This window comes from Lysobacter enzymogenes (assembly GCF_023617245.1).
In the GTDB taxonomy this organism is placed as follows: domain Bacteria; phylum Pseudomonadota; class Gammaproteobacteria; order Xanthomonadales; family Xanthomonadaceae; genus Lysobacter; species Lysobacter yananisis.
The window spans coordinates 724,027-740,486 of the sequence record NZ_CP067396.1; the positions used below are offsets into that span (position 1 = coordinate 724,027).

Consider the following 16,460-nt stretch of genomic DNA (forward strand, 5'->3'; position numbering starts at 1 on the left):
GGTTCAGTGTTCCTTGTGTTGTTCGCCGAAGTACAGCGGACCGCGGCACTTGCGCGTGCGCTCGCGCCGCGTGGCGGTCCAGCGCGGGTCGAACGGATCGGGCCCGTCGCCGTTGCGCAGCCGGTATGCGATCAATTCGGTCTGGCTCAGCTGACGCTTGCTGCGCGCATAGACATCGCAGCGGCCGTACAGGCCGCAACGCTTGCCCGCGCACGAGCCGACCTTGTCGCGAAGCAGCGCGTCGAACGCCGGCACCGGCACGCAGGCGCCGGGCTTGCGCTTGCTGGGACGCGGCGGCGGCACCGGCGCGAGTTCCACCCGGTACCAGATGCCATCCACCCGATGCAGCTGGGCGGTGTCGTCGAGCCGGCGCACGCCTTCGCGCCAACCCGCTTCGTGCGCCCGCACTGCGAGCAGATGCTCGCGGCGCCGCCGGGCGCGGTCGGCCGCGGCTTCCTCGTTGCGCATCAGGCAGCCGTTGCGCGGGTCCACGTACAGGTCGCAGCGGCTGTCGGCCAGGGCGACAACGCCGCCCCAATCGCGCGCGACGCAGAGCCGGCCGCCGATCTCGAGCACGTCGACGGCGACGAAATCGCGCAGGTGTTCGTGGATGTGCTGCTGCACGGTATTGCGCCGGTCCACGCCCTTGCACAGTTCCGAATAGACCGCGTCCCAGCGGCGTCCGGCCTGGCGCTCCAGCCAGCGCTGCAAGGGGCGCAGGTTCTCGTTGAGCCATTTGCGGCTTCTGCCGCGCGGGCGCATGCCTTCGCAGGCGCGACGATCGTCCGGCTCGCGCGGTTGGCGCCCCGGCTTGGTCCAGCCGGCGCCCGTGCGCGGCCGTTCCACGATCACTTTGTACATATCGCTTTGCATAGGGATTTCGTATCCGATAGTCGGCCGCGCGCGGCTTGCGTTGCGCGCACGCGACCCTGCGCCGCCCCGTCCGGGGCGGCGTTCGCGTTGGATCACGCTGTCGCGCTATCGGAACCCGGACGGCGCGATGCCGTCCGGCCCTGCGTTTCAGCCGTGGCCCTTGAGGCTGACGAGCTGCTTCATGACTCCCTCCAGACCGCCGAAGACGGTCAGCTTGTCGATCTTTTCGGTGATCTTTTCCAAGGCCTCGAGTTCCTTCAGGCGCATCAGCACCGGAGAGTCCTCGATCAGCTTGGCGGTGTTGAGCAGGCTGCGGGTCGCGTTGGCTTCCTCGCGGCGGCGGATCGTGTTGGCCTGGGCGGTCTTCTCCGCCTGCACCACGGCGTTGAGGATTTCCTTCATCTCGCCCGGCAGGATCACGTCCTTGACGCCGACGCCGAGCACGTCCACGCCGATCTCGGCGCAGGCGCCGCGCGCGCTGGCGAGGATGTCCGCGTCGAGCGAGGCCTTGTCGCCGAGCAGTTCGTCCAGGGTCTTGGACGAGACCGCCTTGCGCAGGCCGTACTGCAGCTCGCGGTAGACGTGCTCGGCGTACTTGGCGACCTTGGTGCGCGCGGCCACCGGAGAGGCCACGCGCACGCTGGCGGCGAGGTTCACGCGCAGGGTGACCTTGTCGCGGGTCAGCAGTTCCTGGCCCGAGACTTCCATCGCCTGCACGCGCAGCTCCACGGTTTCCACCGCGACGTTCTTGCGCAGGTTCCAGAACGCGTACGCGCCCGGCGCCAGCACGCGCACGAACTTGCCGTCGACGAACAGCAGGCCGGCCGACTCGGTCGGCACGGTGCCGTGCGCCGCGACGCGGTCGAGCTGGGCGATCTGGCGCAGGCCGTCGGCGACTTCGCGCTCGATTTCCAGGCCCTCGCCCAGTCGCAGCGCGCGCACTTCGATCGTCGCCAGGCCCTTCCAGTACAGGCGGCGCAGACCCGGCGCCAGCACCTCGGCGTAGCGGCCGTTGCGCAGCACCAGACCGACTTCGTCGTTGCCGATGTCGGCGAGGACGAAATACTCGGACAGGCGCTCGCCGAGGCCGGCGATCAGCGCTTCGCTGTCGTTGCCGGCATAGGCGCTGTTGCCGATGTTGCAGTGATCCAGGGTGAGCTCGTCGCGCAGGTCGCGCAGCCTGTGCACGCCCGGGCCGAGCACGCGCTCGATGCGGCGGTTGCGGTAAACCAGGACGCGCTCGGCATCGCCGACCACGACCTTCTTCGTCCAGAACATGAGTTTCTCCTTGGGTTCCGGTGTGGTCCGATCCGTGGTGTGGGCCGATGCGACCGAATCGGTGTGTCGCAACGGCGCGGTGGATCGCGTCGGCGACGCGAACGGCGATAAACGCGAATCTCGGGTTCCGTCGTGCGAGCGCGACGGAAGGCAATAGGGTGGGAACGCCCCTGGCGTCGTCGTCGCGGACCGCATGCGCGGCGGGCGTGGCGCGGTCGGCGCCGGCATCGCCACGTCCGTTGTGGCCGATGCCGTGCGCCGTGCGCCATCGCTCGCCGGGCATGAAGCCGGCGGCATCGCCGCTGCGACGTTCCTTCGCGCGTCCCGTGCCGGCGATGCGAAGAGGAACGCCGCGCGGGGCGTTTCCCGGGTCGGAACTTTCGTTCCGCGTTCAACGACTGTCGTTTCAGGACAGTGGATAGCGGGAGTCGAACCCGCGACAACAGCATCATTTGCTGCGCTCTAACCGTCTGAGCTATATCCGGCAGAGAAGGTCGGAATCGAACCGACGGCCTGCGCACGAGGCGCCGCTCTAACCGCTGAGCTACTTCCCTAGGTTGGAGCCCCTCCACGCACCGCGGCATACGCCACGGCAGGGCCGCGCGCACCGGGCCGGTCGGAAACCGGCGCCGCTGCGGTGCGTTTCATCGGGTGCTGCCTATTGCCGCCCGTCTCCGGACGGCAATCCATTCGGGCGCAAGCGCCCCTGTTGGTTTCTTTCGCGCACGCACCGCCCGTGCCGAAGCATCGGGGCACAGCGTCTTTCGACGCCTCGACGGTCGATCCCCCTTCGTCTCGGATGCTTCGGGGGTATGCGGAAAGAGCTATTTTTAAGGTGATTTCCTGCAGCAAGTCCTTTGCCGACGCCCGAAACGAAAACGCCCCCGGAGCGAGCTCCGAGGGCGTGGGCTTCCTCGGAAGATCGGGGCGACCGATCTTCCTGGAATGGAAGATCAGTGCGGGGTGCGCGTATCCCGGCCGCGACCGCGCGGGATCGACGCGCACGCAAACGCCGCGGGGCTGTGCCCTTGCGCGTTGTGCTTGGCGATGTTCGATTCGATGCACATGAGAAGGCGGTCGGAAGGTGTGGGGAAGATGGGCGCGAACTTTACGCGGGGAAAATTACCCTTGCAAGACCGTTCGTCGTTTTATGAGCGGATGTTTTTCGCGGCACGCTCGCGGACCGCATCGCGCATGCGCTGGACGAGGCAGCGCGCATGCGCGCGTATGACGGCCTCGCTCTGTTCTTCGCCTGCAAGCGCAAGAGCGGCAGCAGGCATCAGATTGCGTCGAGCGTCGCCAGAAACTCGGCGGTGTCCAGCACTTGCGCGAACTCCGCGCGCAGGGTCGCCAGATGCGCGGCGCTGATCGCTTCGGCCGCGATCGTCGCGCCCGCGCCGTCGTCCAGATCGAAACAGAAACAGGCATCGCCGATCACCACGGTGCGATAACCGAGATTGCTCGCCATGCGCGCGGTGGTGGACACGCACATGTCGGTGCTGACGCCGAACAGCACGACGGTATCGACACCGAGGCGGCGCAGGCGCAGGTCGAGATCGGTGCCGATGAAGCCGGCGTTGACCGACTTGGCCACCACCGCTTCGCCCGGCAGCGGTTCGAAGCCGTCGCGAAAGGCGTTGCCGGGATGCCCGGGACTCAGGCTCGATCCGGGCTGCACCGAATCGTGGCGCACGTGGATCAGCGGCCAGCCGCGTTCGCGCCAGGCCGCGAGCAGGCGGCGGCCGTTGGCTTCCATGTCCGGGTTGTTGCGCCGGCCCCACGGCGGATGGTCGAAGCCGCGCTGCACGTCGATGGGAATCAGGGCGATGCGTTGGCGGGCGACGGTCATGGCAGGGGGCTCGATGGATGCGGGACGCGCCATCGTGGCCGCTCGCCGCGGCCGGTCTCAACCCGGCAGAATGACGGCTCCCGCCGGCGCCGCGCCGGCCGCGACGTTACGGATCGCCCTGGCATGAAGACCCTCGACGAGATCGACCGCAAGCTGATCGCGTTGTTGCAGGACAATGCACGCCTGTCCACCGTCGCCCTGGCCAAGGCGGTGGCGTTGTCGCGCAGCACCGTGCAGGAACGCCTGCAGCGCCTGGAAGCGAGCGGAACCATCGCCCAGTACACCGTGCGCCTGGGCAGCGGCGGCGATCCGCTGCGGGCGTGGCTGTTGCTGCGCTACGCCGAGGGTTTCAGCTGCGACGACGTGGTGCCGCTGCTGACGCCGCTGCCGCAGGTGCGGCTGGCGCACAGCGTGGTCGGCGACACCGATCTGATGGTGTTGGTGGAAACGCGTTCGCCGGGCGAATTGGCCGATCTGCGCGAACGGGTGATGGGGCTCAAGGGCGTGGACGATGTCACCACGGTGCCGGTGTTGCGGACGGTGCTGGGTCGGCTGTGAGGCGAGGAGGGACTTGCGCCGGCGATTGCGGTGTCGCGGTCGCGGCTTGCGCCGCTCCTACAGGTAGGCCATGCGGGAGCGGCGCGAGCGGTGGTCGCGAAGTTTCGGCGGCCGGCGTTACTCGGAATCGATCTGCGCCAGATTCAGCACCCAGTCCGGCACCGACGGCTCGCCGGCGAAGAAACTCGCCGGCCGCTTCTCGCCGATCGCCCAGCGATGCAGCCAGCTCGGGCCGGCCGGTCCAGTGTAGGCGTCGGCGCGCTGGTAGGCCGGGTCGCGCATGGCTTCGTCCAGGCCGATGAAGCGGTAGCCGCGCTTGCGCGTCATCGCGATCAGGTCGCCGTAGGTGTCGGCGTTGAGCGCGTTGGCGTGGATCAGCCACACCTGCGGCAGGTTGTAGCCGAGCAGCGCGACCGACTGGCGTTCGTAGTAGTCGAGCTTGCGGCCCATGTACTTGACGTAGTCGCGGCGCAGGCGCGCCTTGAGCCGCTGCGGGTCGTTCTTGGCGCTGGGCTTGACGCCGGCGGGCAGCGGTTCGTCGGCGCGCAGGTAGGCGGCGGCCCAGATCCAGTCGGAATTGTCGACCGTGACCGGGGCGATGCGGTAGCCGTGCTGGTCGAGGAAGCGCGCAAGCGCGGCCTTGTCGGCGGCGCTGCGGCCGGCGCGCAGGTAAGGATGGCGGAACCAGCGCGGGGCCTGGCCGCGCGCCTGCAGCAGCGGACGCAGCTGGCGCTCGCCGCGCAGGATGTCGTCCTGGTAGGCGGCCAGGCCGACCGCGTGCAGGTCGGAATGGCCGTAGGTGTGGTTGCCCAGTTCGGCGCCGGCGTCGAGCCAGTCGCGCAGCATCGCCAGCCGCGCCGGTTGCGGCTGGCCGTCGGCGTCCAGCTTGCCTTCGTTGACGAAACCGACCACCGGCACGTCGGCGCGGCGGATCGCGGCGATCAGGCGGCGGTGGCCGTCGAGGATCGATCCGGTGGAGACCACGGGCAGCTGCACCCAGGGCAGGTCGTCCACGGTCAGGGCGATGCGCCGGTCCGGCGGCGGCGTCTGGGGCTTCGAGGCGGCGGCCGCGGCGGCCGCGGCGATCATCAACAGGCAGGCGAGCAGGCAACGCAGACGGGCGGACGGGCGCATGCGGAACGATCCGGTCGGGATGACGCCGATGATGGCCGCGCCCGCGGCGCATGACCAGCGACTTACGGCGCATCCCGGGCCGCGGCGGACGCCGGCGCGCCCGCCGTTTAGCTCGCGCTGTGGGTGGTTAACCGGTCTTTCGCGCCGGCCGCACGGTCGTGCGCGGGCCGTGTCGTCAATCGAGCTTGCGCACGATCACGTAGTAGGCCAGGTTGCCCAGGCCGACCGCGCCGAGCAGCAGGGCGAAGGTGCCGGCGGTGGCGTCGCGCCAGCCGGCCGCTTCGATGATCGCGAAGGCGATCGCGAGCAGCACCAGCACGATGCCCCAGCGCAGCGCGCCGTGGCGGCGGCGCTGGTCTTCGTCGCGGGCGAGCGAGCGCAGCAGTTCTTCGCTGCCGGCGCTCTGCGCCAGCTTGCCGCGCACGCGCGCCTCGACGACGACCTTGATGGCGAAGGCGATGCAGACGAACAGGGTGATGGGAACCAGGATATCGGGCATGACGGCGGTCTCTTGGGTTCGTGTCCGGGTGACAGGGGCGGATGGGGCGGGCCGTGAAGAGGAGTGCCGCGGGCGGAGCCGGGCTTCGGGGCAAGAGATACGGCCGGCCGCGGGGCGGTTGCAGCGGCCGCGGGCGACGGGGTGACAGTCGTCACACCCGGGCGGGCGCGGCGGGCACTGCAACCGCGCGCGCCTTGCCCGCATCCTCGCTGCGATGACCGGTAACCCCGCCCCGACCGACGACCGCGCCCTGGTCGACGCCGTCCTGTCCCGCCAGCCGGGCGCGTTCGAGCGCCTGGTGCGCGAGTACCAGGGGCTGTGCTGGCACATCATCCAGCGCATGGTCCGGCATCCCGACGACACCCGCGAGCTGTGCCAGGAAGCGTTCCTGCGCGTCCACCAGTGTCTGCACCAGTACCGCCACGAGAGCGCGTTGAAGTCGTGGATCGGCCAGGTCGCCTACTCGGTGGCCAAGCGCCATCTGGAACGCAAGCGCATCCCGATCGTGGAGGCCGCCGCCGACGAGGACGCGCTGTCGCCGCTGGAGGCGGTCAGCGACGGCTTCGACCTGGAGGCGGCCTGCGCCGACGAGGAGATCGCCGCCGGCCTGCACGCCGAGATCGAGGCGCTGCCGCCGTTGCAGCGCACCCTGTTGACCCTGTATCACCTGGACGAAGTGCCCATCGGCGAGATCGCGCAGATGACCGGCCTGGCCGAGGGCACCATCAAGAGCCACCTGTTCCGGACCCGGGCGCGCCTGCGCCAGCGGCTGGAAGCGCGGCTGGGAGAGATCGCATGAACCGCAACGACGATTCCGACGCGCGCCCGGGCGGTTCGCGTCCGCACCCGCCGCATTCCGAGACCGCGGCCGCCGCGCGCGAGTGGGCGCTGCAGGAGCGCGCGCGCGAGGACGAGCGGCGCGGCGCGCCGATGAGCGAGGACGAGCCGCGCCTGGCCCAGTACCGCTTGCTGAGCCGGGCGCTGCGCGCGCCGCCGATGGAGCCGATCCCCTACGGTTTCGCCGAGCAGGTCGCGCGGCGCGCGCAGGCCGCGGCGGAGGCGGGCGACGGCATCGAACGCTGGCTGCAACGCCTGTTGCTGCTGGGTTTGGCGGTGGCCGGCGCGAGCCTGATCGCGGGCGGCGCGAGCGAATGGTTGCCGGGCGTGGACGCGGCGTTGCGGCGCTTGCCGTCCGGCATCGTCTCGTGGGGCGCGCTGGCCGGCGCGTGCTGTCTGCTGAGCTGGGGCTGGAGCGCGCTCGCGCGCGCGGCGGGCCTGGAGCCCGGCGCATCGGCGCGCGCGGCGTGACCGCCGCCGCGCGCGGCGACAACGCCGCAGCGCGACGAATGTGAGCCCGCGCATGCTTCGAATGCGGCCGCGCGCAAGCCCGCGCCGCTGCCCGGCGCACGCGCGCCGACCCGCCGCGGCTGCGATCGCGGCGCCGGAAATCGCGAAAAACCCCGCTATTTCGCTGTATCGCGACCGGGTGCGCAGTTGCCCCGCCGCATGCGCCGTGTGCGTGTCACCCAAGTAACAGCCATCGCCCGACCCCCTGTCCAGACTCGCCTGCACTGCAGACGACAGGAGGGGGACCGTGATGGATGCGAACGGACGCGAGCGTGCCGATACCGAGCAGTTTCGCCCAGCGCCGGCCGGCGCCGCGCAGGACCGCGGCGCCGCCGGCGCGCCGTGCGCGGACTTCAAGCTCGCCGACCAGATGTTCACCGAGGCCTGGCGCAGCAACCTTCCGGAACTGGAAGCGCGCGCGCGCCGCTTCGCCGAGGGCCAGCGCGACCGCGCCGAGGAACTGCTCGGCAACGCCGCGATCAAGGCCTTGCTGTTCATGCGCCGGGCGCCGCACACCATCACCGATCCGGGCGGGTTCCTGTTCGTGGTGTTGCGCCACGTCTTCCTCGACAGCGTGCGCCAGCGCAGCCGCGACCGCGAAGTGTTCGACCGCCACCGCGAGGTCGACGGCGAAGGCGGCGGCTTCGCCCACGAGGGCCTGTCGGCGCTGCAGAAGCTCGAGCTGGAGGAGCAACTGGAGCGGGTGGTGGCGGCGGTGGCGCGGATGAGCCGCAAGCAGCGCCGGCTGTTCGCTTACCGCTTTGTCGAGGAATTGCCGTATCCGGTTATTGCCGAGCGTCTGGAAATGAACCAGCCGCTGGCGCGCAAGCACGTCGAACTGTTGCGCAACCGGCTGCGGGTGGCGGTGGGACGCGAGTGAGCGCGCCGGCGCGGCGGTTCACAAGGGCCCCGGGCCCGCGTTCCACCCCATACAGACGCAACCGAACGCACGCGACCGACTCCGCAACGCATCTCTCACCAAGGACAGGCTCATGGCCGACCCCGTCAACTCGCAGATCACCGATGCCGTTACCCAGACCAACGTCAAGGTGGTCGCCGAGGCGCCCGCGCAAGCCATCGCCTCGCTGTACCAGGTATCCAGCCATTCCACCGGGTTGGCGCTGCAGAACGCGGTGCACAGCCAACAGGTGCTCAACCAGATCTCCAGCGCGGTGGTGTCCAAGGCCGTGCAGATGATCATGGCCGTGGGCGACAAGTAAGGACGCAGCGCAGCGCACCGCGCCGACGGCGCGAGCGATACGGGGCTGACGAGCGTCCGGGAGGACAGCGATGAAACTGGCTTGGGACGAAAACGAACAGGCGGGCGCCGCGCCCGCCGCGCACGGCGACGGTCCCGGCGCGGGGCCGGATGCGGAGACGGGCGCGGCGCGGGGGGCGGCCGACGGCGCCGCGGCGGCCGCTGCGGCGGCGGCTGCGGCCAAGACCGCCGACGGCGACGCTAGCGACGGTACGCCGCCCGCGGCCGCGAAGACCCTGCCGGACGATGCCGGCGGCGCGGGTGCCGGCGGCGATGCGGGCAAGGCGAAGTCCGCCGGCGCAGCGGCCGGCGATGACGCGCCGGCGGACGGCGATCCCGCCGCGGGCGCTCCCGGAAACGATGGCTCCGGCAATGGCGCGAATGGGGACGGCGCCGGCCCGGGCAGCGGTGGCGGCGGCAATGGCAATGGCAATGGCAATGGCGGCAGCGACGGCGCCGGCAGCGGCGACGACAACGGCAGCCGCCTGCCGCAGTCGCCGCTCGCCGCCGCGCGCGGCCGGGCGCTGACCCGCAGCAAGGCGATGATGAGCGGCAGCGCGACGCCGCCCGACACCAGCGCGTTGAACACGCAGATCGTCCAGGCGGTGCAGTTCAGCAACGCCGAGACCGCGTCCTACGCGCCGGCGCAGATCGCCACCAACGCCGACATGATGATCAGCCAGGCCGCCGGCCTGGTCGCGCAGTCGGCGGCGGCCTACTTCGACGGCGTCACCAAGATCGCGCTGGCCAGCCAGGGCGTGCTGATGAAGCAGCTCACCCAAGACATCGTCGCAGGCAAGGTCACCAATGCCGCCGAAGACGCGGTCGGCATCCTCGCCACCGATGTGTTCATGGGCGTGGCCGCCGCGGTCGCGGCCGCGGCCGGGGCGATGGAGGCCGAGTCGGCCAAGTTCGCCATCGACGCGATCGACTCGAGCATTTCCAAGTACACCTCGGTGCTGCAGAACAGCGGCGCCAAGTAGCCCGCGGCGGCGCCGGGCCGGTCCTTCGATACCGCGCCGGCGTCGCAACCGAACCGCCCGCGGCCACCGGTCCGCCTTGCCGCCGGACCGGTCGCGCCGGACGCCGGCGCACCCGTCGGGCGCGCCTGCCCCAGCGACGGCTGCCGGCGCCCGCATGCGGCCGCCGTCGCCGCGTCGCCGCGCCGCAGGGGCCGCCCGCCACGCTCTACCCGCCCGCCGAGTCGGCCTGATCGGCGCCCTCATTGCGTATCGCATGACGTGTAAGACGGAGTTCGCGATGGACGAGAATCTGCACTATCTGCTGCACCAGGAACTGGACGGGCTGTTCGATCGGCCGTCGGCCGGCGGCGGGACGGGCGACGGCGCGCCGTCGCCGGCCGCGTCCGCGACGCAGGCCGAGCCGTCCGCGGCCGTCGCGGCGCAGCCCGATCGCGACGCCGACGACGGCGCCGGGCCGGCGTTCGAACCGACCCGGGCCGAGCGCCTGCGCGATCCGAAGCTGCTGCAAGCGCTGGTGCGCCTGCTGGGGCTGCACGCATGAGCGCGCCGACATCGACGCCAGCGCCCGCCGCCGGCGGCGCGCGCGAGCAGCTCGACAAGGTCGTGCGCGATTTCGCCCGCGCCCAGCTCGGCCGCGAACTCGGCCAGGACGAACAGCAAGTGCTGGCGGCCTACGTGGCGCTGGTCGAGGCGCAGTCGCCGGCGCCCGCGACGGCGTCGCGCGGCGAGGTCGGCAATCTGTTCGACAGCGAACGCCAGCAGATCCAGGAGGTGATCCGGCAAAGCCTGCAGCGCACCCAGTCCGCGGTCGCCAGCAACGCCCGCGCCGGCGAGGCCGCCGAACGCGAAGTGCTGGGCGTGGTCGAACGCGCGCAGTCGCTGCAGGACCTGATCCCGCCCAAGCCGGCGCCGGGCGCGCCGGCGCGGACCGCGCCGGCCACGCCGATGGAGCAGATCGCCGTGCGCTTGGGCGAATTGGTGCGCGAGGAAGTGCAGGCGTGCTTCCAGCGCGAGATCGGCCCGCTCGCGCGGCAATTGCAGCAAGTGATCGACGCCGCGCGCGCCAACGGGGTCTTGCCCGACGCCGACGCGCCCGCGCAGGAAAACGACGGTTCCGCGTCCTCCGACGAGTCGCGCGCAACCGCCCCGGACAGCGCCGACGCTGTTCGCCCCGACCGCGACAACAACTCCGATTCCGCCGCTCAGGCGAACGGCGGGGCCGCTTCACAAGGCAAGGCATGACTCGTTAATCAGCCATGTACGGCAGCGGCCGTACTTCACTTTCCAAGGAGCTCGATATGGCATTCCCGACCGCCGTCAACGATCAAATCACCGATGCCGTCACCCAGTCCAACGTCAAGGTCATCGGCGAAGCGCCGGCCTTCGCGATGGGTTCGATCTACCAGTCGATGGCCCACTCCACCGGCATCCTGTTCGAGAACGCCGTGGCTGCGCAGCAGCAGCAGAACTCGCTCTCGCAGGCGGCGGCCAACCAGGGCGTGATGCAGATCTACAGCGTCGACACCACCGCCGCCGCCGGCGCCACCGAGAAGGTCGCGCAGACCGGCGTGTCCGACAACCTCACCAGCCTGCTGACCGTGCTGCGGGCGTTCAAGTAAGGCCGGTTCGGCGCCCGATCCGCGTGATCGGGCCACGCGGCGCCCGCCCGGCATGAGGGCCGGCGTCGCAGCCTAGCCCCAACCCGATACCGAGGAGCGTTCCATGGCATACCCCACCGCAGTCAACAACCAGATCACCGACGCCGTCACCCAGTCCAACGTCAAGGTCATCGCCGAAGGCCCGGCCTTCGCGATGGGCTCGATGTATCAGGCGTCGGCCCACTCCACCGGCATCCTGTTCGAGAACGCGATCGCGTCGCAGCAGCAGCAGACGTCGCTGTCGCAGGCCGCCACCAACCAGGGCGTGATGCAGATCTACACCGTCGACACCACCGCCGCGGCCGGCGCGACCGAGAAGATCGCGCAGACCGGCGTGGCCGACAACCTGACCAGCCTGATGACCGTGCTGCAGTCGTTCAAGAGCAATCCGTACGGCCCGTAAGGCCCGCGCCGCGCGATGCCGGGCCGGAACACGGCTCCGGCATCGTCGCTGCCGCATCCCGGCCGCGCCTGGCCGTGGCGAGCCGATTGGAATCGACCCGGGCCGCACGCGCTTCGCACTCAGCCGCTTCGCACCGAGCCGCTTTGAATCGAGCCATTTTGAATCGAGCCGTTTCGAATCGAACCGTTTCGAATCGAACCGCTTCGAGCCGAACCGTTTCGAGCCGAACCGTTTCGAGCCGAACCGTTTCGAGCCGAACCGCTTCGGACTGACTCGCTTCGAACCGACTCGATTCGAACAGTTTCGCCCCGGATCGATCCGCGTCGGTTCGATCCGATCCGATCCGAACCCAGCCGAGCCGCATCGATCCGCGCGCCGCGTCCGCGGCGCGGGTCGCCGGTCGCTTGCCGCGTCCGCGCCGTGCCGACGTCCACAGGGGGCGTTATGAATCCTGCCACCGGCCGCGCCCGCGGCCGTTCCGGAGCCTTCTGCCGCGGCGTCCGGGCCGTCCTTCGCCTTGCCCGCCGCAACCCGCGCCGATGCGCGGGTCGGCCGGCCGCCGCGCCGTGCGCGCGGCCGGGCGCATGGCCCTGAGCGCCGCCGACGGCGCCGCGGTGCGCAGGCGCCGCTGGGGCCTGGACCGCTGCGCGCTGCTGCGCGGCCTGCCGGTCACGCTGCTGGAACACATCGCCCGCCACAGCAGCGAGGCCAATCTGGAAGAAGGCGACGCGCTGTTCTTCAAGAACGATCCCAGCGACTGCCTCGCCTTCGTCGTGCACGGGCGCATCTACAAGCTGCTGTACGGCCCGGACGGACAGGAGCTGATCGTGGACACGATCGAGAGCGGCGAGACCGTCGACGAGACGCCGCTGCTGGACACCCACGCGCACACCTTCACCGCGGTCGCCTACAGCCCGACCCGGGTGCTGCTGCTGCCGCGCCGGCACTTTCCCAGCCTGACCAACGATCCGGTGGTGATCGAGCGCGCCCACGCCTCGCTGTGCCTGCGCCTGCGCCAGGCGGTGGAGAGTCTGGAGACGATGTGCCTGCACCGGCTCGAATCGCGTCTGGCGCGCTATCTGCTGTCGCTGATGCACAACCAGCCGCAGCCGCGCGGCGGCGATTTCGAAGTGGCGCTGCCGCCGACCCAGAGCATCCTGGCGGCGATGGTCAACGCCAGCCGGCCGAAGTTGAACGCGCAGTTGCAGACCTGGCACCGCAGCGGCCTGGTCAGCCGCAAGCGCAACATCCTGCGCATCAACGACATCGACCAGTTCCGCTGCAAGGCCTACCTGGGCCGCGACTTCGAGCGGCCGGGCGGCCGCGCGCGCGCCGGGTCCGCGTGGCGCAACGCCTGAGCGCGGGCGCCGGCGGCGCCCGCGACGACGCCGACCGCTCGCGCGGCCGGCGTCGCGGGCCACGCCCGCACGCGGGCATCAGCCGTTGCGGCAGGCGTCGCGCGGCAGCGCGCGCAGCAGTTCGCTGGCGTCCTTGAGCAGCCCGTCGAAGTCGTTCTTGTTGTCGGCCGGGCAGAAGTCCTTGAGCCGGGTGCCGTTGGAACGGTACTCGACCTGGAACACGGCCTTGTTGCGCTTGATGAACTCCTTGTACCCGCCGCATTCGTCGTGCTGGTTGCATTCCTCGTTGAGCGCCCAGTCGGCGAACGCGGCCGCGTACGGCGCCATCTCCGGCCCGTTCTTCAGGCCCATCGACAGGCCGCGCGCATGCGCCGCGTCGACCAACAGCTGCAGATAGTGCAGCGAATCCTCCATGGTCAGGTCGAAGCCGGTGTTCTCCTCGCCCTGGTTGAAGGAATCGTCCAGGTCCGGCTCGACGCCGTCGCAACCCTTGGCGCGGGCCTTGTCCAGGCGCGCGGTCATGATCGGCATCAGTGCGTCGGTCATGCGCACGTCGATCCAGTACTCGTCCTCGAAGCCGTCCATCGGCTTGCCGATCAGGCCGGGCACCTTGCGGAACTCGGCGGCGTCGGCGCGCTGGATGTTGTAGCTGCCGACTTCGGTGTAGCACACCACGTAGATGCCCTTGGCCTTGAGCCGGGCGACTTCGGCGGCGGAGGTCGCGTCCAGGTCGATGTCGAGCATCTTCTTCGGATTGGCCAAGCCGTCGAGCATCGAGGTGTTGGCGGCGCGGCCGTCGAGTTGCCAGTTCCAGCTGGTGCCCGGGGTCAGCGGCTTCCAGGTCGGGGCGGCGGCTTCGGCGCGGACGGCGGGAGCCTGCGCGTGGACGCCGGGGCCGCAGAGCGCGGCGGAGAGGGCCAGGGCGATGAGCGCGAACTTGTTCATTGCATCTCCAGAATCGGAATGTAGGGAATCGGACGGAGGGGACGTGCGAGGCGGACCGCGCCGCCCGCGGCTCCCACGCGCCGTCGCGCCGCGCGCCAGCGGCGGATCGGTCGCGGCCGGCCCGGGCGCGCGAGCGCCGGGCGGCGATGGGGGATGGGGGCGACGTCGGCGGCGCGCAGCGGCTCCTGCCGTGCTTCCTGCGCGCGTGGATTGCGATTGCGCGGCCCGGGCGGCGGGGCGCGAACGCCAGGGGCGTCGCGCACCGTCGCGGCCCCGGGGCCGCCCGCGATCGGCCCGCGACTGCGGCCCGACCGGGGACGCCAGCATCGCGGCGGCGGCCGGCAACGAAACCGGCGCGACTTCTCAGCTTGACCGACGCTTACAAATCCCGCGCGCCGCGGCGGCCTCGGTGAACAGGCGGCGGCCGCGGCCGCGACCGGAATCCACGTCCCAGTTCCGCGCTCGCCGCGCCGCCATCGGTGCCGGCGCCGGCCGGCCGACCGTATACCGTGGGCTATCCTCCACAGGCTGAAAACACGTTGCTGAGGAAATGGAACGGTCCTGGCGCCTACTCTGGCAGACCCTGCTGACCCTGCTGGGTCTGAGCGCAGCGGCGTTGGCGTGCGCGCAGCCGTTCGTGGTCGCGCGGCTCGGCCCCGGCGCCGACCCGCCGTTGGCGCAGGTGCTGGCGGGGCGCTACGACGCGCGCTTCGCGCCGGTGGCCGGCGAACGCATCGCCTATCCCGATCGCCGCATGCAGTGGCTGCGCCTGACCGCGACCGCCGACGTCGGCGAAGACCAACTGCCGCAACTGGTGATCGACCAGCCCTACCGCAAGTTCTTCGACATCTGGCGCCACCGCGACGCCGACCCGGTGCGGCGCGCGCTGCACGGCCGCGGCAGCGAGTTCCAGCATTCCTCGCGGTTCGTGGTCTATCCGCTGGAAGGCGGCCTGCGCAAGGGCGAGGTGATCTACCTGCGCACCTACGCGACCGAGTTCACCCCCTCGACCCTGCGCATCGAACCGCTGGCGCAGGTGCACCGCCAGGACATGGGCCACGTCGCCCTGCGCAGCGTGGTGCTGACCGCGCTCGGCGCGACCGCGATCCTGGCGTTCGGTTTCTGGGTCGGCCTGCGCGAGCGCGGCTACGCCTACCTGTGCCTGACCCTGCTGGTGCAGACCGTCAACCTGGCGGTGGAGGGCGGCGAGATCCGCATGATCCCGTGGCTGTACGAGGTGCTGCCCAATCGCCGCACCAACGTCGTGCTGAACACCGCCGCGACCCTCGCCAGCGTGCGCTTCCTGATGTTCTACCTCGACCTGCGCACCACCCAGGCCGGAGTGGCCAAGGTGCTCAACGTCTGCAGCTGGGTGCTGGGCGCGTTGCTGGCGGTATCGCTGGTGCAGACCTGGAAGCTCAGCGCCAGCTTCGGCAACCTGGTGCTGCTGGTGCTGATCGGCGCGGTGTTCTATGCCTGCGCGGTAGCGATTTCGCGGCGCCAGCACGAGGCTTATTTCCTCGCCGGCGCCTGGGTGCCGTTGCTGGCGGTGCTGGTGGTGCTGGTCGGCGGCTTCCAGAAATGGTGGCCGATGTTCGCCTGGCTGGAATACGCCTATCCGCTCGGCCTGGTGTTCGGCGGCCTGGGCCTGCTGCTGGGCCTGGCCGCCAAGCTGCAGAAGCTGCGCGAGGACCACGACACTGCCAAGCACCGCGCCACCTACGACCGCCTGACCAGCGTGATGAACCGGCAGGCGATCGAGCAGAGCCTGCGCGAGGCGATCCTCGAAGCCCATCGCAGCCGGCGGCCGTTGACCGTGGTGTTCTTCGACATCGACCACTTCAAGCGCATCAACGACGAACACGGCCACAGCGCCGGCGACGAAGCCTTGCGCACGGTCGCCGAGCGCACCCGCAACCGGCTGCGCGCGACCGACCTGTGCGGCCGCTACGGCGGCGACGAGATCCTGGTCGGCCTGCCCGGCACGCGCCTGGAGCAAGGCCTGGTGGTGGCCGAACACCTGCGCCGCGCGGTCGGCGCCAACCCGCCCAGCGTGCACGGCCGCGCGCTCAACCTGAGCCTGAGCATGGGCGTGGCCGAACTGCGCCCGGGCGAGAACTTCGACCAGTTGCTCGAACGCGCCGACGCGGCGCTGTACGCGAGCAAGGCCGGCGGCCGCGACCGGGTCACCGTGCAGCGCGCGGCGATGGAGGAAGTGGCGATCTGAGCCGCCGCGGGCCGGCGCCGCGGCGCCGGCTGCCCATGTCATCGATATGACGGGACTTTCCGATCAGGCGGTGAAGGCGTTGCAGCAATC

At 70.7% G+C, this 16,460-nt stretch carries 18 protein-coding genes and 2 tRNA genes; 12 read left to right on the plus strand and 8 right to left on the minus strand.

The genetic code is table 11. The annotated features are described in order from the left end of the window. Positions 1-3: 3 nt before the first annotated feature. The 5 genes from JHW41_RS02985 to JHW41_RS03005 form a co-directional block, all read right to left on the minus strand. The gene (locus JHW41_RS02985) at positions 4-873 is read right to left on the minus strand and encodes a hypothetical protein (protein ID WP_250448984.1); all 870 of its coding nucleotides are present in this window, start codon (positions 871-873) and stop codon (positions 4-6) included. Between the two features lie 147 nt (positions 874-1,020). Further along, entirely contained in the window at positions 1,021-2,151 is a 1,131-nt protein-coding gene (locus JHW41_RS02990) for a slipin family protein (protein WP_057949231.1), read from the minus strand. A 415-nt stretch (positions 2,152-2,566) separates the two neighbouring features. Beyond that, positions 2,567-2,634, minus strand: a tRNA-His gene (locus JHW41_RS02995). 2 nt (positions 2,635-2,636) lie between these two features. Continuing rightward, positions 2,637-2,705, minus strand: a tRNA-Thr gene (locus JHW41_RS03000). Positions 2,706-3,430: 725 nt separating this feature from the next. After that, complete coding sequence (locus tag JHW41_RS03005) at positions 3,431-4,000, minus strand: cysteine hydrolase family protein (RefSeq protein ID WP_250448985.1); 570 nt, start codon at positions 3,998-4,000, stop codon at positions 3,431-3,433. 123 nt (positions 4,001-4,123) lie between these two features. Here JHW41_RS03005 and JHW41_RS03010 point away from each other — a divergent pair, with 123 nt between their 5' ends. After that, positions 4,124-4,558, plus strand: a complete 435-nt coding sequence (locus tag JHW41_RS03010) for an Lrp/AsnC family transcriptional regulator (protein WP_250448986.1) — start codon at positions 4,124-4,126, stop codon at positions 4,556-4,558. A gap of 117 nt (positions 4,559-4,675) precedes the next feature. Here JHW41_RS03010 and JHW41_RS03015 read toward each other — a convergent pair whose 3' ends face one another. Together JHW41_RS03015 and JHW41_RS03020 are read right to left on the minus strand one after the other, a co-directional pair. Further along, positions 4,676-5,674, minus strand: coding sequence for a polysaccharide deacetylase family protein (locus JHW41_RS03015; RefSeq protein ID WP_428995619.1), 999 nt, complete (start codon positions 5,672-5,674; stop codon positions 4,676-4,678). A gap of 193 nt (positions 5,675-5,867) precedes the next feature. After that, a complete protein-coding gene (locus JHW41_RS03020; RefSeq protein WP_057949228.1) occupies positions 5,868-6,191 on the minus strand; it encodes a DUF6249 domain-containing protein in 324 nt (107 codons plus the stop codon). A gap of 214 nt (positions 6,192-6,405) precedes the next feature. Here JHW41_RS03020 and JHW41_RS03025 point away from each other — a divergent pair, with 214 nt between their 5' ends. From JHW41_RS03025 to JHW41_RS03070, 10 genes are all read left to right on the plus strand, one after another. Further along, positions 6,406-6,990, plus strand: a complete 585-nt coding sequence (locus JHW41_RS03025) for an RNA polymerase sigma factor (protein WP_250448987.1) — start codon at positions 6,406-6,408, stop codon at positions 6,988-6,990. Then, the gene (locus JHW41_RS03030) at positions 6,987-7,499 is read left to right on the plus strand and encodes a hypothetical protein (RefSeq protein ID WP_057949226.1); all 513 of its coding nucleotides are present in this window, start codon (positions 6,987-6,989) and stop codon (positions 7,497-7,499) included. Before JHW41_RS03025 ends, JHW41_RS03030 begins: the two co-directional genes overlap by 4 nt. 289 nt (positions 7,500-7,788) lie before the next feature. Further along, positions 7,789-8,418, plus strand: a complete 630-nt coding sequence (locus JHW41_RS03035; protein ID WP_250451368.1) for an RNA polymerase sigma factor — start codon at positions 7,789-7,791, stop codon at positions 8,416-8,418. A 112-nt stretch (positions 8,419-8,530) separates the two neighbouring features. Continuing rightward, positions 8,531-8,758, plus strand: coding sequence for a RebB family R body protein (locus tag JHW41_RS03040; protein ID WP_057949224.1), 228 nt, complete (start codon positions 8,531-8,533; stop codon positions 8,756-8,758). Positions 8,759-8,828: 70 nt separating this feature from the next. Next, entirely contained in the window at positions 8,829-9,779 is a 951-nt protein-coding gene (locus tag JHW41_RS03045) for a hypothetical protein (protein ID WP_250448988.1), read from the plus strand. 277 nt (positions 9,780-10,056) lie between these two features. Then, the gene (locus tag JHW41_RS03050; protein WP_250448989.1) at positions 10,057-10,320 is read left to right on the plus strand and encodes a hypothetical protein; all 264 of its coding nucleotides are present in this window, start codon (positions 10,057-10,059) and stop codon (positions 10,318-10,320) included. Continuing rightward, entirely contained in the window at positions 10,317-11,021 is a 705-nt protein-coding gene (locus JHW41_RS03055) for a hypothetical protein (protein WP_250448990.1), read from the plus strand. The genes JHW41_RS03050 and JHW41_RS03055 overlap by 4 nt, the downstream gene beginning before the upstream one ends. Before the next feature lie 56 nt (positions 11,022-11,077). Then, on the plus strand, positions 11,078-11,398 hold the full coding sequence (locus JHW41_RS03060) for a RebB family R body protein (RefSeq protein ID WP_057949221.1): 321 nt from the start codon (positions 11,078-11,080) through the stop codon (positions 11,396-11,398). A gap of 103 nt (positions 11,399-11,501) precedes the next feature. Continuing rightward, on the plus strand, positions 11,502-11,840 hold the full coding sequence (locus JHW41_RS03065) for a RebB family R body protein (RefSeq protein ID WP_057949220.1): 339 nt from the start codon (positions 11,502-11,504) through the stop codon (positions 11,838-11,840). Between the two features lie 584 nt (positions 11,841-12,424). Next, positions 12,425-13,198: a Crp/Fnr family transcriptional regulator gene (locus JHW41_RS03070; RefSeq protein ID WP_078997789.1), complete on the plus strand. Its 774-nt coding sequence runs from the start codon at positions 12,425-12,427 to the stop codon at positions 13,196-13,198. Positions 13,199-13,276: 78 nt separating this feature from the next. Here the strand turns inward: JHW41_RS03070 and JHW41_RS03075 are convergent, their stop codons facing one another. Continuing rightward, positions 13,277-14,143: an endo alpha-1,4 polygalactosaminidase gene (locus JHW41_RS03075; protein ID WP_250448991.1), complete on the minus strand. Its 867-nt coding sequence runs from the start codon at positions 14,141-14,143 to the stop codon at positions 13,277-13,279. A gap of 550 nt (positions 14,144-14,693) precedes the next feature. On the opposite strand from JHW41_RS03075, the gene JHW41_RS03080 reads away from it, so the two are divergent. After that, a complete protein-coding gene (locus tag JHW41_RS03080) occupies positions 14,694-16,370 on the plus strand; it encodes a sensor domain-containing diguanylate cyclase (RefSeq protein ID WP_078997757.1) in 1,677 nt (558 codons plus the stop codon). Positions 16,371-16,460 lie beyond the last annotated feature (90 nt).